The 18,774-nt window shown below is 49.9% G+C and carries 14 protein-coding genes and 1 pseudogene; 14 read left to right on the forward strand and 1 reads right to left on the reverse strand.

The genetic code is table 11. The annotated features are described in order from the left end of the window. The first annotated feature begins 18 nt into the window (after nt 1-18). The 14 genes from DGA31_RS17760 to rfbC all read left to right on the forward strand — a co-directional run bounded on the left by DGA31_RS17760 (nt 19) and on the right by rfbC (nt 18,272). On the forward strand, nt 19-1,383 hold the full coding sequence (locus DGA31_RS17760) for a DUF4214 domain-containing protein (RefSeq protein WP_109513430.1): 1,365 nt from the start codon (nt 19-21) through the stop codon (nt 1,381-1,383). Nucleotides 1,384-1,531: 148 nt separating this feature from the next. Beyond that, nucleotides 1,532-4,009: a glycosyltransferase family 2 protein gene (locus DGA31_RS17765; RefSeq protein ID WP_109513431.1), complete on the forward strand. Its 2,478-nt coding sequence runs from the start codon at nt 1,532-1,534 to the stop codon at nt 4,007-4,009. After that, the gene (locus DGA31_RS17770) at nt 4,009-6,402 is read left to right on the forward strand and encodes a glycosyltransferase family 2 protein (RefSeq protein WP_109513432.1); all 2,394 of its coding nucleotides are present in this window, start codon (nt 4,009-4,011) and stop codon (nt 6,400-6,402) included. Before DGA31_RS17765 ends, DGA31_RS17770 begins: the two co-directional genes overlap by 1 nt. 96 nt (nt 6,403-6,498) lie before the next feature. Then, nucleotides 6,499-6,936 (forward strand): transcription termination/antitermination NusG family protein, encoded by a 438-nt coding sequence (locus tag DGA31_RS17775; protein WP_161959198.1) that lies wholly within the window; start codon nt 6,499-6,501, stop codon nt 6,934-6,936. Nucleotides 6,937-7,089: 153 nt separating this feature from the next. Further along, nucleotides 7,090-8,118 (forward strand): UDP-glucose 4-epimerase GalE, encoded by a 1,029-nt coding sequence (galE, locus tag DGA31_RS17780; protein WP_082481345.1) that lies wholly within the window; start codon nt 7,090-7,092, stop codon nt 8,116-8,118. Between the two features lie 36 nt (nt 8,119-8,154). After that, complete coding sequence (locus DGA31_RS17785; RefSeq protein ID WP_152035052.1) at nt 8,155-9,957, forward strand: glycosyltransferase family 2 protein; 1,803 nt, start codon at nt 8,155-8,157, stop codon at nt 9,955-9,957. Nucleotides 9,958-9,962: 5 nt separating this feature from the next. After that, nucleotides 9,963-11,255, forward strand: coding sequence for a glycosyltransferase family 4 protein (locus DGA31_RS17790; protein ID WP_109513434.1), 1,293 nt, complete (start codon nt 9,963-9,965; stop codon nt 11,253-11,255). 134 nt (nt 11,256-11,389) lie between these two features. After that, the gene (locus DGA31_RS17795; protein ID WP_109513435.1) at nt 11,390-12,508 is read left to right on the forward strand and encodes a polysaccharide pyruvyl transferase family protein; all 1,119 of its coding nucleotides are present in this window, start codon (nt 11,390-11,392) and stop codon (nt 12,506-12,508) included. A 41-nt stretch (nt 12,509-12,549) separates the two neighbouring features. Next, nucleotides 12,550-13,482: a GSCFA domain-containing protein gene (locus DGA31_RS17800; RefSeq protein ID WP_109513436.1), complete on the forward strand. Its 933-nt coding sequence runs from the start codon at nt 12,550-12,552 to the stop codon at nt 13,480-13,482. A 139-nt stretch (nt 13,483-13,621) separates the two neighbouring features. Continuing rightward, nucleotides 13,622-14,800, forward strand: coding sequence for a hypothetical protein (locus DGA31_RS29655; protein WP_152035053.1), 1,179 nt, complete (start codon nt 13,622-13,624; stop codon nt 14,798-14,800). A gap of 28 nt (nt 14,801-14,828) precedes the next feature. Continuing rightward, the gene (gene rfbB / locus DGA31_RS17805) at nt 14,829-15,929 is read left to right on the forward strand and encodes a dTDP-glucose 4,6-dehydratase (RefSeq protein ID WP_109513437.1); all 1,101 of its coding nucleotides are present in this window, start codon (nt 14,829-14,831) and stop codon (nt 15,927-15,929) included. After that, nucleotides 15,926-16,831: a dTDP-4-dehydrorhamnose reductase gene (rfbD, locus tag DGA31_RS17810; protein ID WP_109513438.1), complete on the forward strand. Its 906-nt coding sequence runs from the start codon at nt 15,926-15,928 to the stop codon at nt 16,829-16,831. The genes rfbB and rfbD overlap by 4 nt, the downstream gene beginning before the upstream one ends. 11 nt (nt 16,832-16,842) lie before the next feature. Next, on the forward strand, nt 16,843-17,724 hold the full coding sequence (gene rfbA, locus DGA31_RS17815) for a glucose-1-phosphate thymidylyltransferase RfbA (RefSeq protein WP_056835802.1): 882 nt from the start codon (nt 16,843-16,845) through the stop codon (nt 17,722-17,724). Continuing rightward, the gene (gene rfbC, locus DGA31_RS17820; protein WP_109513439.1) at nt 17,724-18,272 is read left to right on the forward strand and encodes a dTDP-4-dehydrorhamnose 3,5-epimerase; all 549 of its coding nucleotides are present in this window, start codon (nt 17,724-17,726) and stop codon (nt 18,270-18,272) included. Before rfbA ends, rfbC begins: the two co-directional genes overlap by 1 nt. 292 nt (nt 18,273-18,564) lie before the next feature. On the opposite strand, the pseudogene DGA31_RS30810 reads toward rfbC, so the two are convergent. After that, nucleotides 18,565-18,730, reverse strand: a pseudogene (locus DGA31_RS30810) (DapH/DapD/GlmU-related protein); the annotation flags it as partial. Nucleotides 18,731-18,774: the final 44 nt, after the last annotated feature.

The following is an 18,774-nucleotide window of genomic DNA, read 5'->3' on the forward strand; positions in this document are numbered from 1 at the left end:
TATGGCAGGATTTGACTCATGGCATTGCAATACGATACCCCAGTAACGAGCACTGAATTCGCAGCAGCACTGGCTACCAACACCAACATTTCCGACTCCACCGCTGCTGCTATCAACAGCGTACTGGGCCTGGATTCTTCGGCGTCCCTGGTTGTAGCCGGCTGGAATGGCGTTGGTGCTGTCAATGCACCTGTTGGTCAAGTTATCGACGTTCTGTCGATCAACGTTGCTGGCACCGCCCCGGTTGATCTGACTCTGCCTGCTGGCACTGAAAACGCTCCAGTTATCATCATCGACAGCGAAGCTGACGTGACCCTGACCATCGGCGACGACGCTGCTGCCTCGGCTCGCGTTGCTGGCGACGTAGCTGTAGCTGCCGTTGCTGACGTTGACGGTATTGCTCGTGTAGTAGTTGGCGGTAACGGCGACGACACCATCACCTACAACGGTACTGAAAACGTACTGGTAGCTGGCGGCGCTGGCAACGACACCATCACCACCGACAGCGGCGATGACGTCATTGTGACTGGCGAAGGTAACGACGTTATCGACGCAGGCACTGGCTACGACACTATTGAAGTACTGGGCAACTTCGCTGACTTCACCAAAGCTGTAGACGGTGATGCGCTGGTTCTGACCGGTGTCAACGGTGCCGCTGGTAACAGCGTCAGCGTAACTGGCGGCGAGATCGTGACCTTCGCTGGTGGCGAGACTCTGACCATCGTTGAGTCGCAAGAAGAAGCACAAGCTCTGAGCCTGTACCAAGCCCTGCTGGGCCGTGATGCAGACAAAGATGGCGCTGCTAGCTTCATCAACGCTGTTGACGGCGGCGCTTCGCTGGAAGCCGTTGTTGGTGACTTCCTGAACTCGAACGAGTATCAGACCATCGAGCGCACTGACTTCCTGAGCGACCTGTACACCGGTCTGTTCGGTCGTGAGACTGACGACACTGGCCTGCAAGGCTGGCTGTCGGTGTTCGAACAAGGTGCAAGCCGTAGCGACGTGATCGCCGGTATCGCTGGTTCCGCTGAAGCCTCGGCTCTGAGCAACGACACTTTCGTCTCCGCTCTGTACGAAGCTGCACTGGGTCGCGACACCGCTGGTAACGAAGCCAATGGCTGGATCTCGCTGCTGGAGTCGGGTGCTTCGCGCACTGACGTCGCCAACGACATCTTCGCCTCGGCTGAAGCCAACACCAAGACCAACACCGAGTTCGTTGACTCGCTGTTCGAAACTGTTGGTGGCGATGCTGCAACCAAAGCTGGCTACCTGCTGGCCCTGGAAAGCGGTGCTTCGCACTCCGACGTGGTTGTATCGGTCATCGGTCAGGCTGACCTGAACGCCGACGCTACCCACGTAATCGTGGTGCCAGGCGCAGTCTAATCACTGCTCCGCTGCAACAAAGCTGAACACCTCCAGCCGCAAGGCTGGGGGTTTTCAAAAAAGGGGCACCTTCGGGCGCCCCTCTTTCATTTAACAGCGAAATACCATGCCCATGTCTAAAGACGTCGTACATGAGCGAGGCACGCTCATGGATCATTTCCATCGCCAGCGCCAAAGCGGCCAGCATGGCGATGCCGCGGCTTGTCTGGAACGTGCGCTGCAAACCCCCGAATACCGTCCTGAAGCCTTGATCTGGAAAGGTATTCAAGCGCTGCAGGAACAACGCCCCACCCACGCATTCATTTACCTCACCAGTGCCGCCAATGCGCTGCCCGACCGGGCTGACGTTCGTGCACTTGTAGGTCGCAGCATTCTCGCCCAGCAGCAGCCCGCGCTCGCTGCACGGCAACTGACCGCTGCCTGGCAACAGATGCCCGCCGACCCGGCGTTGCGTATCATGCTCTGGCAAGTGCGCAGTAAAACCGAAACCCCTGAAAAACTGCGCAAGCAGATTCTTGCCCGTCTGCCGGAAATCACCGACCCCAAGGAACTGCACCTGGTGCTGAGCCTGCTGGCCACCCAGCCTAACCCGCTGGCCAGCGTGGGCGTAGTGACCTATGAGGTTGAAACCGGTGAGGTCCAGGGTTGGGCCGTAGACCTGCGCAACCCCGGATCGGTCGTTGGCCTGAGCATTATCAATGCCGGGCAAAGCACTCAATGTGCGGCCGACAAACCTCACCCGTTGCTGACCCAGGCGGGCTTTCCGGCTGCCCACGGTGGCATTCAGGAAATCATCCGCGATGCGGCACTCACGCTGGACGTGCAGTTCAGCGACGGTACGCCCTTGCTGGGCAGCCCGCTGTTGAACCAGCCGCCTTTCGTGCCGCCGGTGCAAGTGGGCAAGACCCGCAGCCGCCAGGAGCCGGTCGATATCCTGGTGCCGGTGTATGACGGTTATGAAGAAACCCTCGAGTGTCTGAACAGCGTCATCCGCAGTCGGGGTGCGAATCGCACGGCGCATCGCCTGGTGGTACTGGACGATGTCACACCCAATGCCCGGCTACGCGAGGCGCTGCTGGCCATGGCCGCCGCCGGCGACATCGAGCATGTGATCAACCCGGTGAACCTGGGCTTTATCCGCAACGTCAATCGCGGCATGGCGCTGAGCCCGGAGCGCGACGTGGTATGGCTCAATGCCGATACCCGCGTGCACGGCGACTGGCTGGATCGCCTTCGTGCGGTTGCCTACAGCGACAAAGGCATTGCCTCGGTGACGCCGTTTACCAATAACGGCGAGCTGATGAGTTTTCCGCAAAGTCGCGTCAGTCACACCATGCCCAGCGCCGAAGAACAAGCGCATTTGGACAACCTGGCAAGGCAGACCGACAGCCCGGCCATGGAAATCGAGACCGGTTGTGGCTTTTGCCTGTACATCAAGCGTCGCGCCATCGTCGAGGTCGGTTATCTCGACGAGGTGCACCTGATGCGCGGCTACGGTGAAGAAACCGACTGGTGCCTGCGCGCCCGTAGCCATGGCTGGCGACACATGGGCGCGCCCAATGTGTTTGTGGCGCACCAGGGCGGTGCGTCGTTTGGCGACGAAAAGATCATTCGTGTGGCGTACAACAACGCCATTCTCAGAAAGCGTTATCCGGATGCTTCGGCGCGGTATAGCGCTTTTTGTTTGAGAGACACTATAAAACCGGCACGGCAGGCGCTACAACGTGCTCGTCTTGGTGAGCTAAGCGATCACATCGCGACACATCCAGAGAGACGATGGCCTAAGACTGGTTTGAAACAGCTACATCTGCACACTGGCAAACTCGATGACATGCCACTGAGCCTCATCTGGCGATATGAAAACCAGCAGGTCTGGGTAACGCTTCAAGCGAACCTACAACCGCTTGCTTTTAGTCTTGACTACCTCTGGCCTTCTGAACATGAGCGCTTATTAGAGGACCTTAAAACCCTCCCGATTGATGAGATTTTTTATCAGCAACTGAACAGTTGCCCTCGCTTATTACTCGATTTACCTCATCAATTAGGTAAGCCGTATCGTGTTGTTTGCCGAGACGATCAGTTGTTGAAGTCAGACAGTTCGTATGACTGGTCTGCTTTTGCACAATTGGCAAGCAGCGTCCAGCTTCCTTTTAAAGCCTTGCAAAAGCGCTACGCTACAGCACTGCCAACCGTAAAGTTTTCTGTTGGTAAACAGCACAGATTCGTTGCAGCAGCCAAAAACACCTCCAGTGTGCTATTGATTGCAGATGAGTTGCACAATGCCGAACTGGCGCATCAATGGCTTGAGCTAGGTCGTCGCATCACTCGTGAAAAATTACCCATACAACTGTTGACCTACGGAAACAGTTCTTGGAGTAAAGCCTTGGTAGCCACTGGTGCAGTTCATGCCTTACCTAATGTTCAAGGCCTTGATGCTGTTGAGTGTATGCTGCTTTCTGGCTGCAAGGCAGCGATAAGCCTAGAGTGCAATCCAGGCGCTGATTGGAATGCACCGGCTCTGGCTAGCGAATTATGCGTACCGTTATATGCTCCGCCAGGCACATTTACAAATGAGGCCGGCGCAATTTCTTTTAAACTGCTACCTCTTTCTCTGGGCCAGGTCTGATGCCAAAAGAAGTCTTGAACAAGCCCAACGCAGGCGAAAACTCTACTTTCAATGGCGCCATTACAGGCCTGTACGGGGATGTGCTGCAGGGGTGGGCATTCAACAGTGCACAACCAGACCAGCGCCTGATCATAGATATTTGTATCGACGGCGCCAGTGTTGCTTTGGTGCGAGCTGACCAGTTCCAGCCCAATGCTCAAGCGGGTGACCAGTTTCATGGCTTCAGTGCGCAGCTTCAACAGCACTGGCTTGAGGGTGCTACACGTATCAGCGCCATGGTCGCTAACCAGGACCATTGGCTCGATGGTCAATTGCAGATACCTGTTTTGCCGAGTAAGGAGCCAGCACCTGTAGCGGCTATCGTTTGGCATAGCGGCGGACTGCGTATTGGCGGATGGTCATGGGATCCACAAGCGCCACAGCGACATGTCCAAGTTACAGTGCGTGAAAGTAATAAAGTACTTGGTAGGATATTTTGCGATAAGCATCAGCAATCACTCAGCTACCGCAGCAGTAGCGATCATGGATTTGTTTTTGACCTCCCATGGTCATTGGCTGACGGGAAACTACACATCATAGATGTTGAAAATGATATGGGACAGCCTTTAGCTGGCAGCCCAATCAAGGTGTGCTGCTGGCCCGAAGGGCTGGAAGGCTTGCTGCACCAGTATGACCAGATTCCAGATGAGCAGACCATGACACTGCTCACTCAAGTGGCAAAAGAACAAGCATTGTACTTACCCAAGAGCGCAGGCTTCGGGCATTACCCTCAATGGTTCGAACTCTTTCAACACAATGCCCCGCCGAAAAACCGGCCATCTCAGGGTAAACTCGGTCTGTTGTTGATCAGTGAGGGCGATATTGCCTTAGAAAGCATCAGTCTGGGCAGTCTGCGTAGCCAGAGACCAATGCAGTACCAGATCGCCAAGGGCTCGGCCGAAGACATCCTGCCTGCGTTGGCCCATCTGCTCAAAGATGGGTGCGACCGTATCGTGCCACTGTTTGATGGTGACCGGCTGGGCGTCAATGCACTTGAGCATTTAAGCGGTTTGCTCGATAACGGCAATGCTTGGGCATATGCCGACTGCGACCGTGACGGTTCACATGGCGAACGAAGTCTGCCTTGGTTCAAGCCGGTTTGGGACATTGACCTGTTTATCGGCGCCGATATCTTTACGCCCGGAGCGATCTTCAGTTCAACCATCCTCAATCAGGCATTGGCTCTATTGACCCCACTTGATGGGCTTAAGTCACTTAACTGGCATTACCTGCTTGCCGGTATCGCACTGGCAACTGAAATGAGCCATGCCCGCGTAGCGCACCTGCCACAGGTCTTGTATCACCGCCATCATCTGGCTCCGGCCAGTCCTGAAGAGGCGGCAGCCTCAATGGACCGTCACCAAGCCATAGCCTGGTTGTGCCAGTGTCTGACTCCGGGCGCGCTGGTAAGGGCCTTGCCTAAGTATCCAGCTTTGCTGCATGCACAATGGCCGCTACCAGCCGAGCTGCCAAAAGTCAGCCTAATCGTTCCCACGCGAGATCAAGTTGGACTGTTGCGCACTTGTATCGACGGCTTGTTAAACAACACCGACTATCCGAATCTAGAAATCATCGTTGTCGACAATCAATCTAGCGATCCGGCCACGCTGAGTTATTTAGACGCATTGCCTGCTCAAGGAGTAAAAGTGCTGCCTTACCCGCAGCCCTTTAATTACTCGGCCATCAATAATTACGCAGCAGATCATGCGACTGGCGAGCTGCTTGGTTTGGTCAACAACGACATCGAGATTATCGAAGCGGGCTGGCTGAAAGAGATGGTCAGGCAGCTGCTACGCCCGAATGTGGGGGCTGTTGGGGCCAAGCTGTTATGGCCTAATCGTATGGTTCAACATGGTGGTGTTGTGGTGGGAGTCAATGGGCTGGCTGCGCACACCGGCAACAACCTTGAGCAACAGGACCCAGGCTACCTGGGAATGAATCAGATTACACGCCGACAAAGTGCCGTAACAGCAGCTTGCCTATTGTTACGAGCATCCATCTTTGACGCAGTGGATGGACTGGACGAGCGCGCCTTTCCGGTGGCTTTCAATGATGTAGATTTGTGTCTGCGCATTCAGCAACTAGGTTTACATTTGATCTGGACGCCTTTTGCACAACTGATTCACGCTGAGTCAGCGAGCCGAGGTAAGGATCAAATCCCAGAAAAACGGGCTCGTGCGTCACGCGAACAGCAAGGGTTTATTGAGCGCTGGTCGCACGTTGGTCAGAATGATTTGTATTATCATCCAGCCCTTAGTTTGGACTACCTGAGTGGTCCTTACGGCGGCTTGGCAATACCGTGCCGGCCGCTTAAGGTCAGGGCCGGTAAGGCATTGGGTCAGACCAAACGGTAATTTTATGAAAATTAACATATTCCATATTAACGAAACCTTGACCTGCAAATAATGAATCATGCTGATGACGCGAACAGTAACAAACAGGAACTTCATGTGGGCAGCAACCCTCATGCGAAGGGATGGTATGTGCTGTTGTGCAAAGCAAAGCAGGATCATGTGGCTGAAGAAAATCTGATGCGGCAGGGATTCACATGTTATCGGCCGGAAGTCATCGAGACAACCAACGGGAAACCGGTAAAAAAATCGCTTTTTCCTGGTTACATATTCGTTTTTTTAAGTAGAAATCAAGATTGGTCCCCTATTCGCTCGACCAAAGGTATCCAGCGTTTTGTTCAGTTTGGAGTCGAGCCTAAAAGTGTTTCTGCAACGATTATAGACGAAATCAAAAAACGATTATCTGGATTTGCGTTGAGTCAAACCACAAGCTGCAGTAGAGAACACTACTCTGTATGGCTTGAAGAAATATTCAAAGAAGCTGACTCATTGACGAGGACATGCCTCTTGATCAAGCTTATGCAGAAAACGATGTAACTGTTGATATACCACATGCCACGATCCTTAATAGGCTGACACAGCAAACCTGGAATCGTGATGAAAATAGGCACCGTCGTCAAGAATGCACGCTAAATCTTGGGGCGGTAGCGTGCCGAAAACTGAACAGTAAGAGTCTTACAAGAGTACTTCATGAAAAATACCATTTTGGTGACGGGGGGAGCCGGATACATTGGCTCACATGCAGTATTGGCACTGTTGGAAGCTGACCACCAGGTCGTAGTGCTTGACAATCTAAGCAATAGCTCTTCGTCATCACTGGAAAATCTCTACAAAATCACAGGAAAGAAACCTGTTTTTTTTGAGGGCGATATTTCTGATGAAAAACTTTTGGGTTGTATATTTGAAAAATATAAGATTGACAGCGTTTTTCATTTTGCTGGACTCAAAGCAGTAGGTGAAAGTGTCAGTGAACCTGTCATCTATTATGAAAACAATGTGGTTGGCACATTGCGTCTTTTGAAATGCATGGCAACCAATAATGTTTTCAAATTCATCTTCAGTTCTTCAGCTACCGTTTATGGAGAACCCGCTCATATGCCCATCAGCGAAAGTTCGCCCACAGGAAAGCCCACCAACCCTTATGGTCGAACAAAGTTGATCATTGAGGAAATGCTTGGTGATTTCAGTGCTGCTGACCCGCGCTGGAGCATTGCCATTTTAAGGTACTTTAATCCTATTGGCGCACATGAGAGTGGGCAGATTGGCGAAAACCCCAAGGGAACGCCCAACAACCTTCTTCCTTATATCAGTCAAGTGGCGGTTGGGAAAAGAAAAGAATTAACTATTTTTGGCAATGACCATGCCACACACGATGGTACCGGTGTGCGGGATTACATCCATGTGGTGGACTTAGTCGATGGTCATATACGTGCCCTTAAATTTATAAGCAATGAGTCGGGTATACACACATGGAACTTGGGCACTGGTCGTGGCTACAGTGTGCTTGAAATTGTAAATGCTTTTGAAAAAATAGCAGAGAAGCAGATACCCTATCGCTATGCTGAGCGCAGATTTGGTGACATTGCAGCATCATGGGCTGATGCTCAAAAGGCCGCACGTGAATTAAAATGGACAGCCATAAGAACTTTAGACGACATGATACTCGATACGTGGCGATGGCAGAGTAACTACCCGGAAGGGTATCCAGAGATTCAATAACATCCTGATGAGCCGTAATCTTTCAAGGAAAATTTTGTGAAACCATCCAAAACCATCACCACAAACAAAGCTATTCCAACAAGCGCTGTCAGTACTCCAGTCGCCAAGCCAAAAAATGTCGTTACATCACCACCCGTTGTCATAAACAACATTCAGAAAAAGCCAGAATCGATTATCCCTGTGAATGGTGGCACAGAGATCCTTATAAAGGTCGATGAAGCCTTTATAAAGAATGGTGAGATGACCGTTATTGCATGGTCAACGCATACACAGCTGAATTTCTGCATAGCCTCGCCTGACGAAGCCATTCCGTGCGAGACATTGTTAGTCGAAAGACCGGATGTTTTGGCGCTGATTGGGAAAAGTCAACCTGTAAAAGGCTATGTCATTAAAACAAAAGTGACGACGGAGCAATCAGTTAAGCCATTATTTTTGACATTTAACATCAGCGGGACCGTATATGTTTCGCCTTTAACTCTTGACTTAAAGATTGAAAATCTAGAATTAATTGATTCTAAAAAATCAAAAGCGCACATTGACTTTTGCGGTGCGATAACAAAGAAGTTTGGTGTCGTTGCAGGATGGTGCATCGCCAAACCTGGTGTTGTAACATGGTTAATGGATAGCAAGGGAAATAAAAAAGACATAAGTCAATGTCTGAGATTTCATCGTGACGATATTACTCGAATTTTTTCTGATGAATATGCTTCGCACACAATATATTCAGGCTTTGTGACTAATTGGCCATATCCACAGGATCCAGAAGACTTATTGGCCATCGTTGAAGAGGATAAGGGTGTTTTTAAAAAAATCACTTTAAATAGATGGACTCCTATTTCAAACGATCCTGTTAGCTACGCCAAATATGCTTTTCAAGTTCCAACACCAGCCCAAGACTTTAACTATCGTTTGGACAGTTGGGAAGGTGAAGCGATCAGTACTTTAATCGAAGAGCGAAACGCAGCTCATCGGCTTTCGGAAATTGACCCTGTTGTTTGGAAGTTTGGTGTTCAAAAAAAGGAAGATATTAAATACAGTATTATCATTCCATTGTATGGTCGCTGGGATTTTATAGAACATCAACTCAATGAGTTCTCTAAAGACAGAGCATTCTATGAAAATATCGAGATTGTCTATGTTTTCGATGATCCAGCACTCATTACGCCTGTGGTTAACGAAGCAGAAAACCTGCTAAAACTGTATGGGATTCCATTTACTTTTGTATGGGGACACCGTAATCGAGGTTTTTCTGGCGCTAATAACCTCGGGGTAAAATACTCTCATGGAGAGTATTTGATTCTCTTGAACAGTGATGTGTTCCCGACACACACCGGTTGGGTTGAGCAACTGTGCAATGCCCTCGAAGCCAATCAAGACTATGGCATCATTGGTGCGAAGTTGCTATTCCCGGATGGCGGCCTCCAGCACGGGGGAATGGAGTTTGTTTATTCTCAAAGCTGGTCCGTTTGGCTCAACAAACATCCGCTTGCCGGGTTGGACCCAAATATTGATAGCTCTAAAGATCTGATGGAAAAGCCCGCAGTAACGGGTGCCTGTATGGCAATCAGCAGAGCTACCTATATAAAAATTGATGGGTTTGACGAAGGTTATTTGATCGGTGATTTCGAAGACTCTGATCTGTGTATGAAAATACATGCTGAAGGTCTAAGAATTGGCTATTTACCTTCTGTAGTGCTTACTCACCTGGAGCGTCAGTCGTTCACATTACTTGGTGACACATCATTTAGAACCCTGGTCGTTCGTTACAATGCTTGGCGTCATAGCAAGAAATGGGGCAATGATATTAAAAACCTTATGACAGATATCGAGGCTAAGTAATAATTATGAGTAATCACCGTGTATTGGTTCTAGCGCATGGCCATCCTGATTTTAACTTGGGAGGTGGTGAGATTGCGGCCTATAACCTGTTCAAGGCTTTTAAAAATAATCCAGATGTAGAAAAAGCCTGGTTTATTGGTCGCGTAGACCGTGGCAATGGTGCAACTGGTGCGTTCAGCACTCGCCGTGAGGATGAGTATCTTTGGGAGCAGTCGTTAGGAGATTCTTTTTTAATTAAAGCAGCTAATCCCTATTCGGTCTGGCACAGTTTCAGAGCCATGATTAGAGCCCTGAAGCCGACTAAAGTTTATGCGCATCACTACTTTCACCTAGGGCTTGAATACTTTAGAATCATCAAGCAAGAGCTCCCTGATGCAGAGTTGATTGTTACACTTCACGAATACATGGCCATTTGTCACCAGCAAGGCCAAATGGTTAAGGCAGGAACTAATAAGCTGTGCACTGAATCATCGATCGATGATTGTCACCGTTGCATACCGAGTTTTAGCCGAGAGCAGTTCTGGTTGAGAGAGCAGTTTATCAAGAACCATTTTGAATTTGCTGACCACTTTGTTTCGCCCTCTGAATTCCTTCGTCAGCGATATATCGCTTGGGGCATCGATCCTAACAAAATAACTGTAATTGAAAATGGTCAGGATGAATGTCTGCCTGCACCGCCGAGGCCAATAACATCTCCCTATCGTAATCGATTTGGTTTTTTTGGTCAGATTAATCAGTTTAAAGGTGCAGACCTTCTGCTGGAGGCCATTAGTCGTTTGTCCTCAAAAGAGCGGAAAAAGTTGGTAGTTGAATTTCATGGTGCAAATCTCGAGCATCAGTCGCATGAATTTCAACGTCGCATTAAAGAGATGATGGATCCGTTGATTGCTGAAGGGTGCGTACGGTGGGCAGGTCCTTATCAAGCCAGCCAGCTTAAAAATAGAATGTCTAAAGTCGACTGGGTTATCGTGCCGTCGATCTGGTGGGAAAACTCGCCCATGGTTATTCAAGAGGCCTTTATTTACGGCCGGCCTGTGATCTGCGCAAATATTGGTGGTATGGCAGAGAAAGTAAAAGACGGTGTTGATGGTCTTCATTTTGAAGCAAGAAACTCTATAGATCTTGCCGAAGTTTTATTGAGCGCGGCTACGGCAGAAGGGCAATGGGAGACACTGCATAGTAATATCGTGAAGCCCATCAGCTATACTGATTGCGCAAAAGTTCATCTTGAATTATTAACAGAGTCAGGAGGTATTGCTCGTGTAAATGTAATACCACTTACATCATCTCTGGCGTAAATTAAACTTGTAATATTTTTTTAACATTCGTCAGCTACAATGTTCAGCTCGTGTGTTGTTGTTTTCGGGAGTTTAAATTTTATAAAGACCCAAGGCAACAAATCTGAGCTGAACTGTTGTTAAATGGAGTTTACATGGCGAAAATATTCACGTTTGGACTGAATGAGTCTATTGCTTCGTCCTCAAGCATAGACACCAAAGAGCTTTATAACTTGGTAGGGCACAATACCGGCAATCTTGCATTCCACTACGCAATCAATCGCTTGATAAAAACTGTGCCTCAATCAGTGCCATGGAGTTCAAAAGCAGAAAAAATAAATCTCATGGGTGATATTGGCATTATGCCGTGCGCTAACCAATTGGGGCCTCATATGGACATGGCGGGGCTTGCCAATACATTCAAAGATTTGAAGACTAAAATACTTGCAATTGGCCTTGGTGCTCAAGGTGGTGTTAGTCACGAAGATATTCCTGTTCTTCCCCAAGGTACATTGTCTTGGCTTGATCAGCTAGTTGCTCGCGCTCCATCTGGGAAACCTAATATCACGGTACGCGGTGACTATACGCTTAAGGTAATGCAGCATTATGGTTTTGGTGATAAAGCGATTTCTTTAGGTTGCCCCTCGTTGCTTATAAATAAGTCTAGGCACTTAGGCGAAACACTGGAAAAGCGTTACAAAGCCAATTACCAAAAAGTAGCTGTTGCGTCAGGCCATCCTAATTGGAAGGCATTAAGTGCAGTCGAGGCCTCTTTAGTGAGAATTATGGAGGATACACATGGTATGTATATTGTGCAGGCAACTGATGAAGCAGTAGCTTTGTCGCGTAATGATTTTGAGATAGTAAAGCCTGCGTACATTGAGAAACTTAAATCTTATTTAAAGTTAAACCTGGACGACGCGCAATTCAAGCAATGGATTCGGCAATATTTTATATCTTTTTATAATATTCCAGCTTGGATGGAATATTTAAAAAGGTTTGATTTTATTGTAGGTGCAAGAATACACGGTGTAATGCTTGCTCTTCAAGCAGGTGTTCCTGGGTTATGTATTGCGCACGACTCCCGAATTCGTGAGTTATGTGAGAAAAGTAAAATACCGTATGTGATGGCTGATAAAATAAAGGATGGCATCACTCTTAATGATTTAAAAGCGCTATCAGAATTTGATGGTAAAGCATTTGATAAAAATCGCGAAAAAATTGCAGAGCAGTACAAGATTTTTTTTGCTCAGAATGGTATTTCCATTCACTAGCCTTTTAGTGGTTAATTAAAACCTGACTAGCGAGTACATACATGAGACTGCCTGGAAAAGAAGCGTTTGAAGTCGCCAAATGCAATCCTCATCGGCTGATGCAAGTATGGGCTAAGGAACTTCCACAGTACCCGACTGTTCCTCATGTTGCGAAGTTTAAACTTCCAAGCAGCGGAAAGTTTTTTACTATTGGTTCGTGTTTTGCAAGAAACATTGAAAATGCTTTGCGAAGTGCCGGAGTTTCCATCCTGAGCAGTGTCCCCTCCTTGCCAGGTGAATATTATGAGCTTGGAGGCGATGCACGCACAGGTTACCAGAATGTTTATACACCAGGATCTATCCTTGAGGCGGTAAAGCTCTGCAGTGTTCAGAGTCCCCATCATTCTATTGTAGGCTCTAACGATAAATATCTTGATCTGTTAACTTCAGGATTGATTCCTTTGGATGAAGTTAGGGTCAAAGGTGTCAGGGACGGACTAATAGAAACTTACAACAAGCTTCCTGAGTCTGACGCGGTCATCATTACATTGGGTTATAACGAGTCTTGGATTTACAAGCCTGAGAGCTGCTATATTAATCGCACACCGTCCCATGTCATGTTGAGACGCCAAATAGACGACTTTTATTTTGAATGTTTAGGCTATGATGCTTCATTGTCTTTGGTTAGAAAAGCCTTGGAGATGATTAATCAGTTTTCTCCAAGATGTAAAATAATACTTACTGTATCCCCTGTGCCGCTGAGTGCCACTTTTACTGATAAAAGTGTTGTTATTGCCAATCAATTATCAAAATCAACATTGCGTACTGTCGCTTCTGCCATTGCAGAAAGTTTAGATTATGTGGATTACTTCCCAAGCTATGAAATAATCATGAACTCTGAGCGAAGCAAAACATTTTTGGAAGATGGTATTCATGTAAAGCCTGAAGCCGTAGCCAATGTGATTTCTCAGTTTAAGACGGCTTATTTTAATTAGCAAGACGCAGAAAATATGTGCATGGTTTTGTCTTCATATTTTCTGCGCGTTTTTTTATGTGTTGCCTCGAGATTTTAATGCAGGTTGCGCTAACTAGTTTAGAGGCCATTTATATTTTATTTTGAATAAGGTAAGTTAAATGCGCTTATTTAAAAATCTTTTCTTGCTTATTATTTTTTTGGTTTTTTCAAGAATTCCTCTTGCTGCCGATAGAAATCCAACATTATTGGTTGATAAAGAAGGTGTAGAAACTGTTTTTGACTGGAGCCAGCATAAGTGTTTCGACGAAAATATCCCTGACTCTCCTGCGCGCGCCTTTAGATCATCAGGTGGTCATGTCTATCTTTACGCAACTCATTATAAGAATATACCTTTTATAGGACAATCCTTGGATAAGGTAGAGCCTGCTTGTAATAATGTCTACTCTGCGCCCATGGATCCCGTTCCAGATAATTATAATGCTAGAATATGGCTTCAATCATTTTATGCCGAAAACAATGGGAAAGTAGTTTACAGCTTGGGTAGTTCGGATTATCACGCATCGTGGTTTGGCAAATGCCCAAATATAAACTCAAAAAATAAGGGCTGCTGGTGGAGTGCTATTGTCCTAGCAAAATCTAATGATGGCGGTTCTACTTTTAAGATAGCTCCTCCACCACAGCATATTATTGCCCGCTCTCCTCAGTTTTTTTCACCAGATTCAGGCGGTCCCACAGGCTTTTTTACAACATCTAATATCCATAAAAAAGAAGGTTATTATTATTCTTTTTTTAATTTTATTGCCAATAACGGTAAATTCAGAGGCAATTGTCTAGCCCGTACCGCTGAACTTGATGAGCCTTCTTCCTGGCGTGCTTGGGATGGGAAAAGTTTTAGCAAGGTTTTTTATACTTCGCCTAACCAGCAGTCATACAACTCTCAAGATTATTGCAAGCCGATTGAATCACTTCCTTACAAAATAAGGAGCTTAGTCTGGCATGAGCAAAGTAAAAAATATTTAGCTGTATTCGAAGAAGTTAAAATAAATCCTCATGATAAAAATAAGGTGAGCGTGAATTTCAATTATTCGTGGTCCGAAAATCTCATTGATTGGACTAAATCTGAAACAATCATGTCAATAGATAGCCCTGGCTCTTGTAATCATGCTCAGGCTATCGCAGCATACCCGTCGTTAATAGACAGCGAGTCAAAAGACCTTAATTTTGGTACCGTAGGCAATCAGGCCTATCTTTACTACACCCAGTTCAACCTATCGGATGGGTGTCGTTTAACGCTTGATCGAGATTTGGTCAGGGTGCCGGTCAGCATCCATCAATAATTACTGAATAACCCATTACAGGTATTGCATGATCCTAGTCACAGGCGGAGCCGGCTTCATCGGCTCAAACTTCGTTCTCCAGTGGTGCGCTCGCAACGGTGAGCCGGTCATCAACCTCGATGCCCTGACCTACGCCGGCAACCTGGCCAACCTGCAGTCGCTGGAAGGCAACGAGCAGCACCATTTCGTGCAGGGTAATATCGGCGACGCCGACCTGCTGGCCAGGCTGTTCGCCGAGCACAAGCCACGTGCCGTGGTGCATTTCGCCGCCGAATCGCACGTCGACCGTTCCATCACTGGCCCCGAAGCTTTCGTCGAAACCAACGTGATGGGCACTTTCCGCCTGCTGGAAGCGGCTCGCTCGCACTGGAATGGCCTGCAAGGCGAAGAGAAAGCGGCGTTCCGCTTCCTGCACGTGTCCACCGACGAGGTGTACGGCACGCTCAGCGCGACCGATCCGGCATTCACTGAAACCACGCCCTACGCGCCCAACAGCCCTTACTCGGCAAGCAAGGCGGCCAGCGATCACCTGGTGCGTTCTTACCACCACACCTACGGCATGCCAGTGCTGACCACCAACTGCTCGAACAACTACGGTCCGTTCCACTTCCCCGAGAAGTTGATCCCGTTGATGATCGTCAACGCACTGGCCGGCAAGGCGCTGCCTGTCTATGGCGATGGCCAGCAGATCCGCGACTGGCTGTATGTCGAAGATCACTGCTCGGGCATCCGCCGTGTGCTGGAAGCCGGCACCCTGGGCGAGACCTACAACATCGGTGGCTGGAACGAAAAGGCCAACATCGACATCGTGCGCACCCTCTGTGCGCTGCTCGATGAAATGGCGCCGGCCACTGCCCGCAAGGTCATCAACCAGAAGACCGGCGAGCCGGTACAAGGCTATGCCGAGTTGATCACCTACGTCACCGATCGCCCCGGCCACGACCGTCGTTATGCCATCGATGCCCGCAAGATCGAGCGCGAGCTGGGCTGGAAGCCGGCAGAAACCTTCGACACCGGTATCCGCAAGACCGTGGAGTGGTACCTGGCTAACCAGGAATGGGTTACTGGCGTCATGGATGGCAGCTACCGTGACTGGGTCCAGAAGCAATACGAGGTCACGCCAGCGTGAAAATCCTCTTGCTCGGCAAAAATGGCCAGGTGGGCTGGGAACTGCAGCGTGCCCTGGCGCCGCTGGGTGACGTGATTGCGCTGGACCGTCAGGGTGCCAATGGCCTGTGTGGCGACCTGGCTGACCTGGAAGGGTTGGCCGCCACGGTGCGCCAGGTGGCGCCAGACGTGATCATCAACGCGGCGGCCTACACCGCCGTGGACAAGGCCGAGACCGAAACGGAACTGGCCGATGTGATCAACGGCCAGGCCCCGGGCGTGCTGGCCCGCGAGGCCGCGGCGCTGGGCGCCTGGCTGGTGCATTACTCCACCGACTATGTGTTCGACGGCAGCGGCGAGCAGCGCTGGGAAGTCGACGCACCGACCGGCCCGCTGTCGTCCTATGGTCGCAGCAAGTTGGCTGGCGAGCAGGCGATTGCCGCCAGTGGTGCCAAGGCCATCGTGCTGCGCACCAGCTGGGTGTACGCCGCACGCGGTCATAACTTCGCCAAGACCATGCTGCGCCTGGCCAAGGAACGCGACACGCTGAATGTGGTGGCCGACCAGTTCGGTGCCCCGACCGGTGCCGAGCTGATTGCCGATGTGACCACGCACATTCTGCGGCAGATTTTCGCTGCCCAGAACGCAGCAGCCCTGAGCGGTGTCTATCACCTCGCGGCAGCCGGTGAGACCTCCTGGCATGGCTTTGCCCGCTTTGTGCTGGAGCATGCCGAGCGTAACGGCGTGGTGTTGAAGGTTGCCCCCGATCAGGTTGGCGCGATCAGTACCGAACAATACCCGGTACCGGCCCCACGCCCGCGCAATTCGCGCCTGGCATTGGGTAAACTCGAAACCACTTTTCAACTGAAGATGCCGCTCTGGCAACAGGGCGTACAACGTATGCTGGACGAAACCCAGCAATAAGGACTGACTCAATGGCTCGTAAAGGCATCATTCTGGCTGGCGGTTCAGGCACTCGCCTGCACCCGGCCACCCTGGCAGTGTCCAAGCAACTGCTGCCGGTGTACGACAAGCCGATGATCTACTACCCGCTCAGCACCTTGTTGCTGGCCGGTATCCGCGACATCCTGATCATTTCCACGCCGCAAGACACCCCGCGCTTTCAGCAACTGCTGGGCGACGGCAGCCAGTGGGGACTGAACCTTAGCTATGCAGTGCAGCCAACACCGGACGGCCTGGCACAGGCGTTTACCATCGGTGCCGACTTTATCGGCAACGATCCGTCGGCCCTGGTGCTGGGCGACAACATTTTCTACGGCCATGACTTCCAGTCGTTGCTGCTCAATGCCGACAAGCGTGAGTCCGGCGCGTCGGTATTCGCGTACCACGTTACCGACCCTGAACGTTATGGCGTGGCCGAGTTCGACGACAGCGGCCGTGTACTGTCGCTGGAAGAAAAACCCAAGGCGCCGAAATCCAGCTATGCCGTTACCGGCCTGTATTTCTACGACAACCAGGTGGTCGACCTGGCGCGTGATCTGAAGCCTTCGCCCCGCGGCGAGCTGGAAATCACCGATCTGAACATTCTGTACCTCGAGCAAAAGCAGCTGAACGTCGAGATCATGGGCCGCGGCTATGCCTGGCTTGACACTGGCACCCACGACAGCCTGCTCGAAGCCGGCCAGTACATCGCCACGCTGGAGCGCCGTCAGGGCCTGAAAGTCGCTTGCCCTGAAGAGATCTGCTTCCGTGCCGGCTGGATCGATGCCGAACAAGTGGAGCGCCTGGCGCAGCCGCTGCTCAAGAACGGCTACGGCCAATACCTGAAGAACCTGCTCAAAGAAAAGGTGTTTTGATGCAAGCCACTCCTCTGGCCATCGCTGAAGTCGTGCTGTTTACCCCCAAGGTATTCGGTGACGAGCGTGGTTTTTTCTACGAGAGCTTCAACGCACGCGCCTTCAAGGACGCCACAGGGCTTGAGCCGGACTTTGTCCAGGACAACCACTCGCGTTCGGTGAAAGGCGTGCTGCGCGGCTTGCACTATCAGCTGAACCCGCATGCACAGGGCAAGCTGGTGCGTGTGGTGCAGGGCGAAGTATTTGACGTGGCGGTGGACATTCGCCGCTCGTCGCCGACGTTCGGCAAATGGGTGGGCGCGTTGCTGTCGGCGCAGAACAACAACCAGTTGTGGATCCCGCCAGGCTTTGCCCATGGGTTCATCACCCTGAGCGACACGGCCGAGTTCCTGTACAAGACCACTGATTTCTATTCGACAGAATGCGAGCGCTGCATTGCCTGGAATGATCCGGAAATCGGGATCGAATGGCCGCTGGACTGCACGCCGCAGCTGTCGGGCAAGGACCAGTTGGGTGTGGCGTTGAAAGATGCCGACCTGTTCGACTGAGCTATTAAATGGAGCGAGTCTAGGCTACGCTCCATTTTCTAAAATGGTATATATGTGGAATCCGAAGAATATCGCTATCGTAAAATTGTGATTATTTATAAGGAGTTTTAAAGTGCTTTCAAACCATGCGCGTTTAAGATAATGGTTTTTGGTACAAAATTTTCAACACTATCATGATTAAATTCATACTCACGAAGTGCTTCCTCTACAGGCAGAGGTGCAATTCTAGCCACAAACTCGGGTGACTTTTCCCACCATCTACTTTGCTGCAACCGAAAGGCAATTTCATTAGGGAAACGACCTCTAATGACCGTTGCAGGGTTTCCGCCCACGATCGTATATGCAGGCACGTCCTTTGTTACCACGCTTCCCGCAGCAATAATTGCACCATCACCGATTGATATTCCCATGGACATAGTAACATCACGACCAATCCACACGTCGTTACCTATCTTTGGGAAGTTTTTATGACCGTAAATATTCCACGTAGGGTCTTGTGGAG

This window comes from Pseudomonas ovata (genome assembly GCF_003131185.1).
Classification (GTDB): Bacteria; Pseudomonadota; Gammaproteobacteria; order Pseudomonadales; family Pseudomonadaceae; genus Aquipseudomonas; species Aquipseudomonas ovata.

Coding starts and splice junctions, on each gene's coding strand:
- DGA31_RS17760 (WP_109513430.1), top strand. CDS start 19: ATGGCATTGCAATACGATACCCCAGTAACGAGCACTGAATTCGCAGCA.
- DGA31_RS17765 (WP_109513431.1), top strand. CDS start 1,532: ATGGATCATTTCCATCGCCAGCGCCAAAGCGGCCAGCATGGCGATGCC.
- DGA31_RS17770 (WP_109513432.1), top strand. CDS start 4,009: ATGCCAAAAGAAGTCTTGAACAAGCCCAACGCAGGCGAAAACTCTACT.
- galE (WP_082481345.1), top strand. CDS start 7,090: ATGAAAAATACCATTTTGGTGACGGGGGGAGCCGGATACATTGGCTCA.
- DGA31_RS17790 (WP_109513434.1), top strand. CDS start 9,963: ATGAGTAATCACCGTGTATTGGTTCTAGCGCATGGCCATCCTGATTTT.
- DGA31_RS17795 (WP_109513435.1), top strand. CDS start 11,390: ATGGCGAAAATATTCACGTTTGGACTGAATGAGTCTATTGCTTCGTCC.
- DGA31_RS17800 (WP_109513436.1), top strand. CDS start 12,550: ATGAGACTGCCTGGAAAAGAAGCGTTTGAAGTCGCCAAATGCAATCCT.
- DGA31_RS29655 (WP_152035053.1), top strand. CDS start 13,622: ATGCGCTTATTTAAAAATCTTTTCTTGCTTATTATTTTTTTGGTTTTT.
- rfbB (WP_109513437.1), top strand. CDS start 14,829: ATGATCCTAGTCACAGGCGGAGCCGGCTTCATCGGCTCAAACTTCGTT.
- rfbA (WP_056835802.1), top strand. CDS start 16,843: ATGGCTCGTAAAGGCATCATTCTGGCTGGCGGTTCAGGCACTCGCCTG.
- rfbC (WP_109513439.1), top strand. CDS start 17,724: ATGCAAGCCACTCCTCTGGCCATCGCTGAAGTCGTGCTGTTTACCCCC.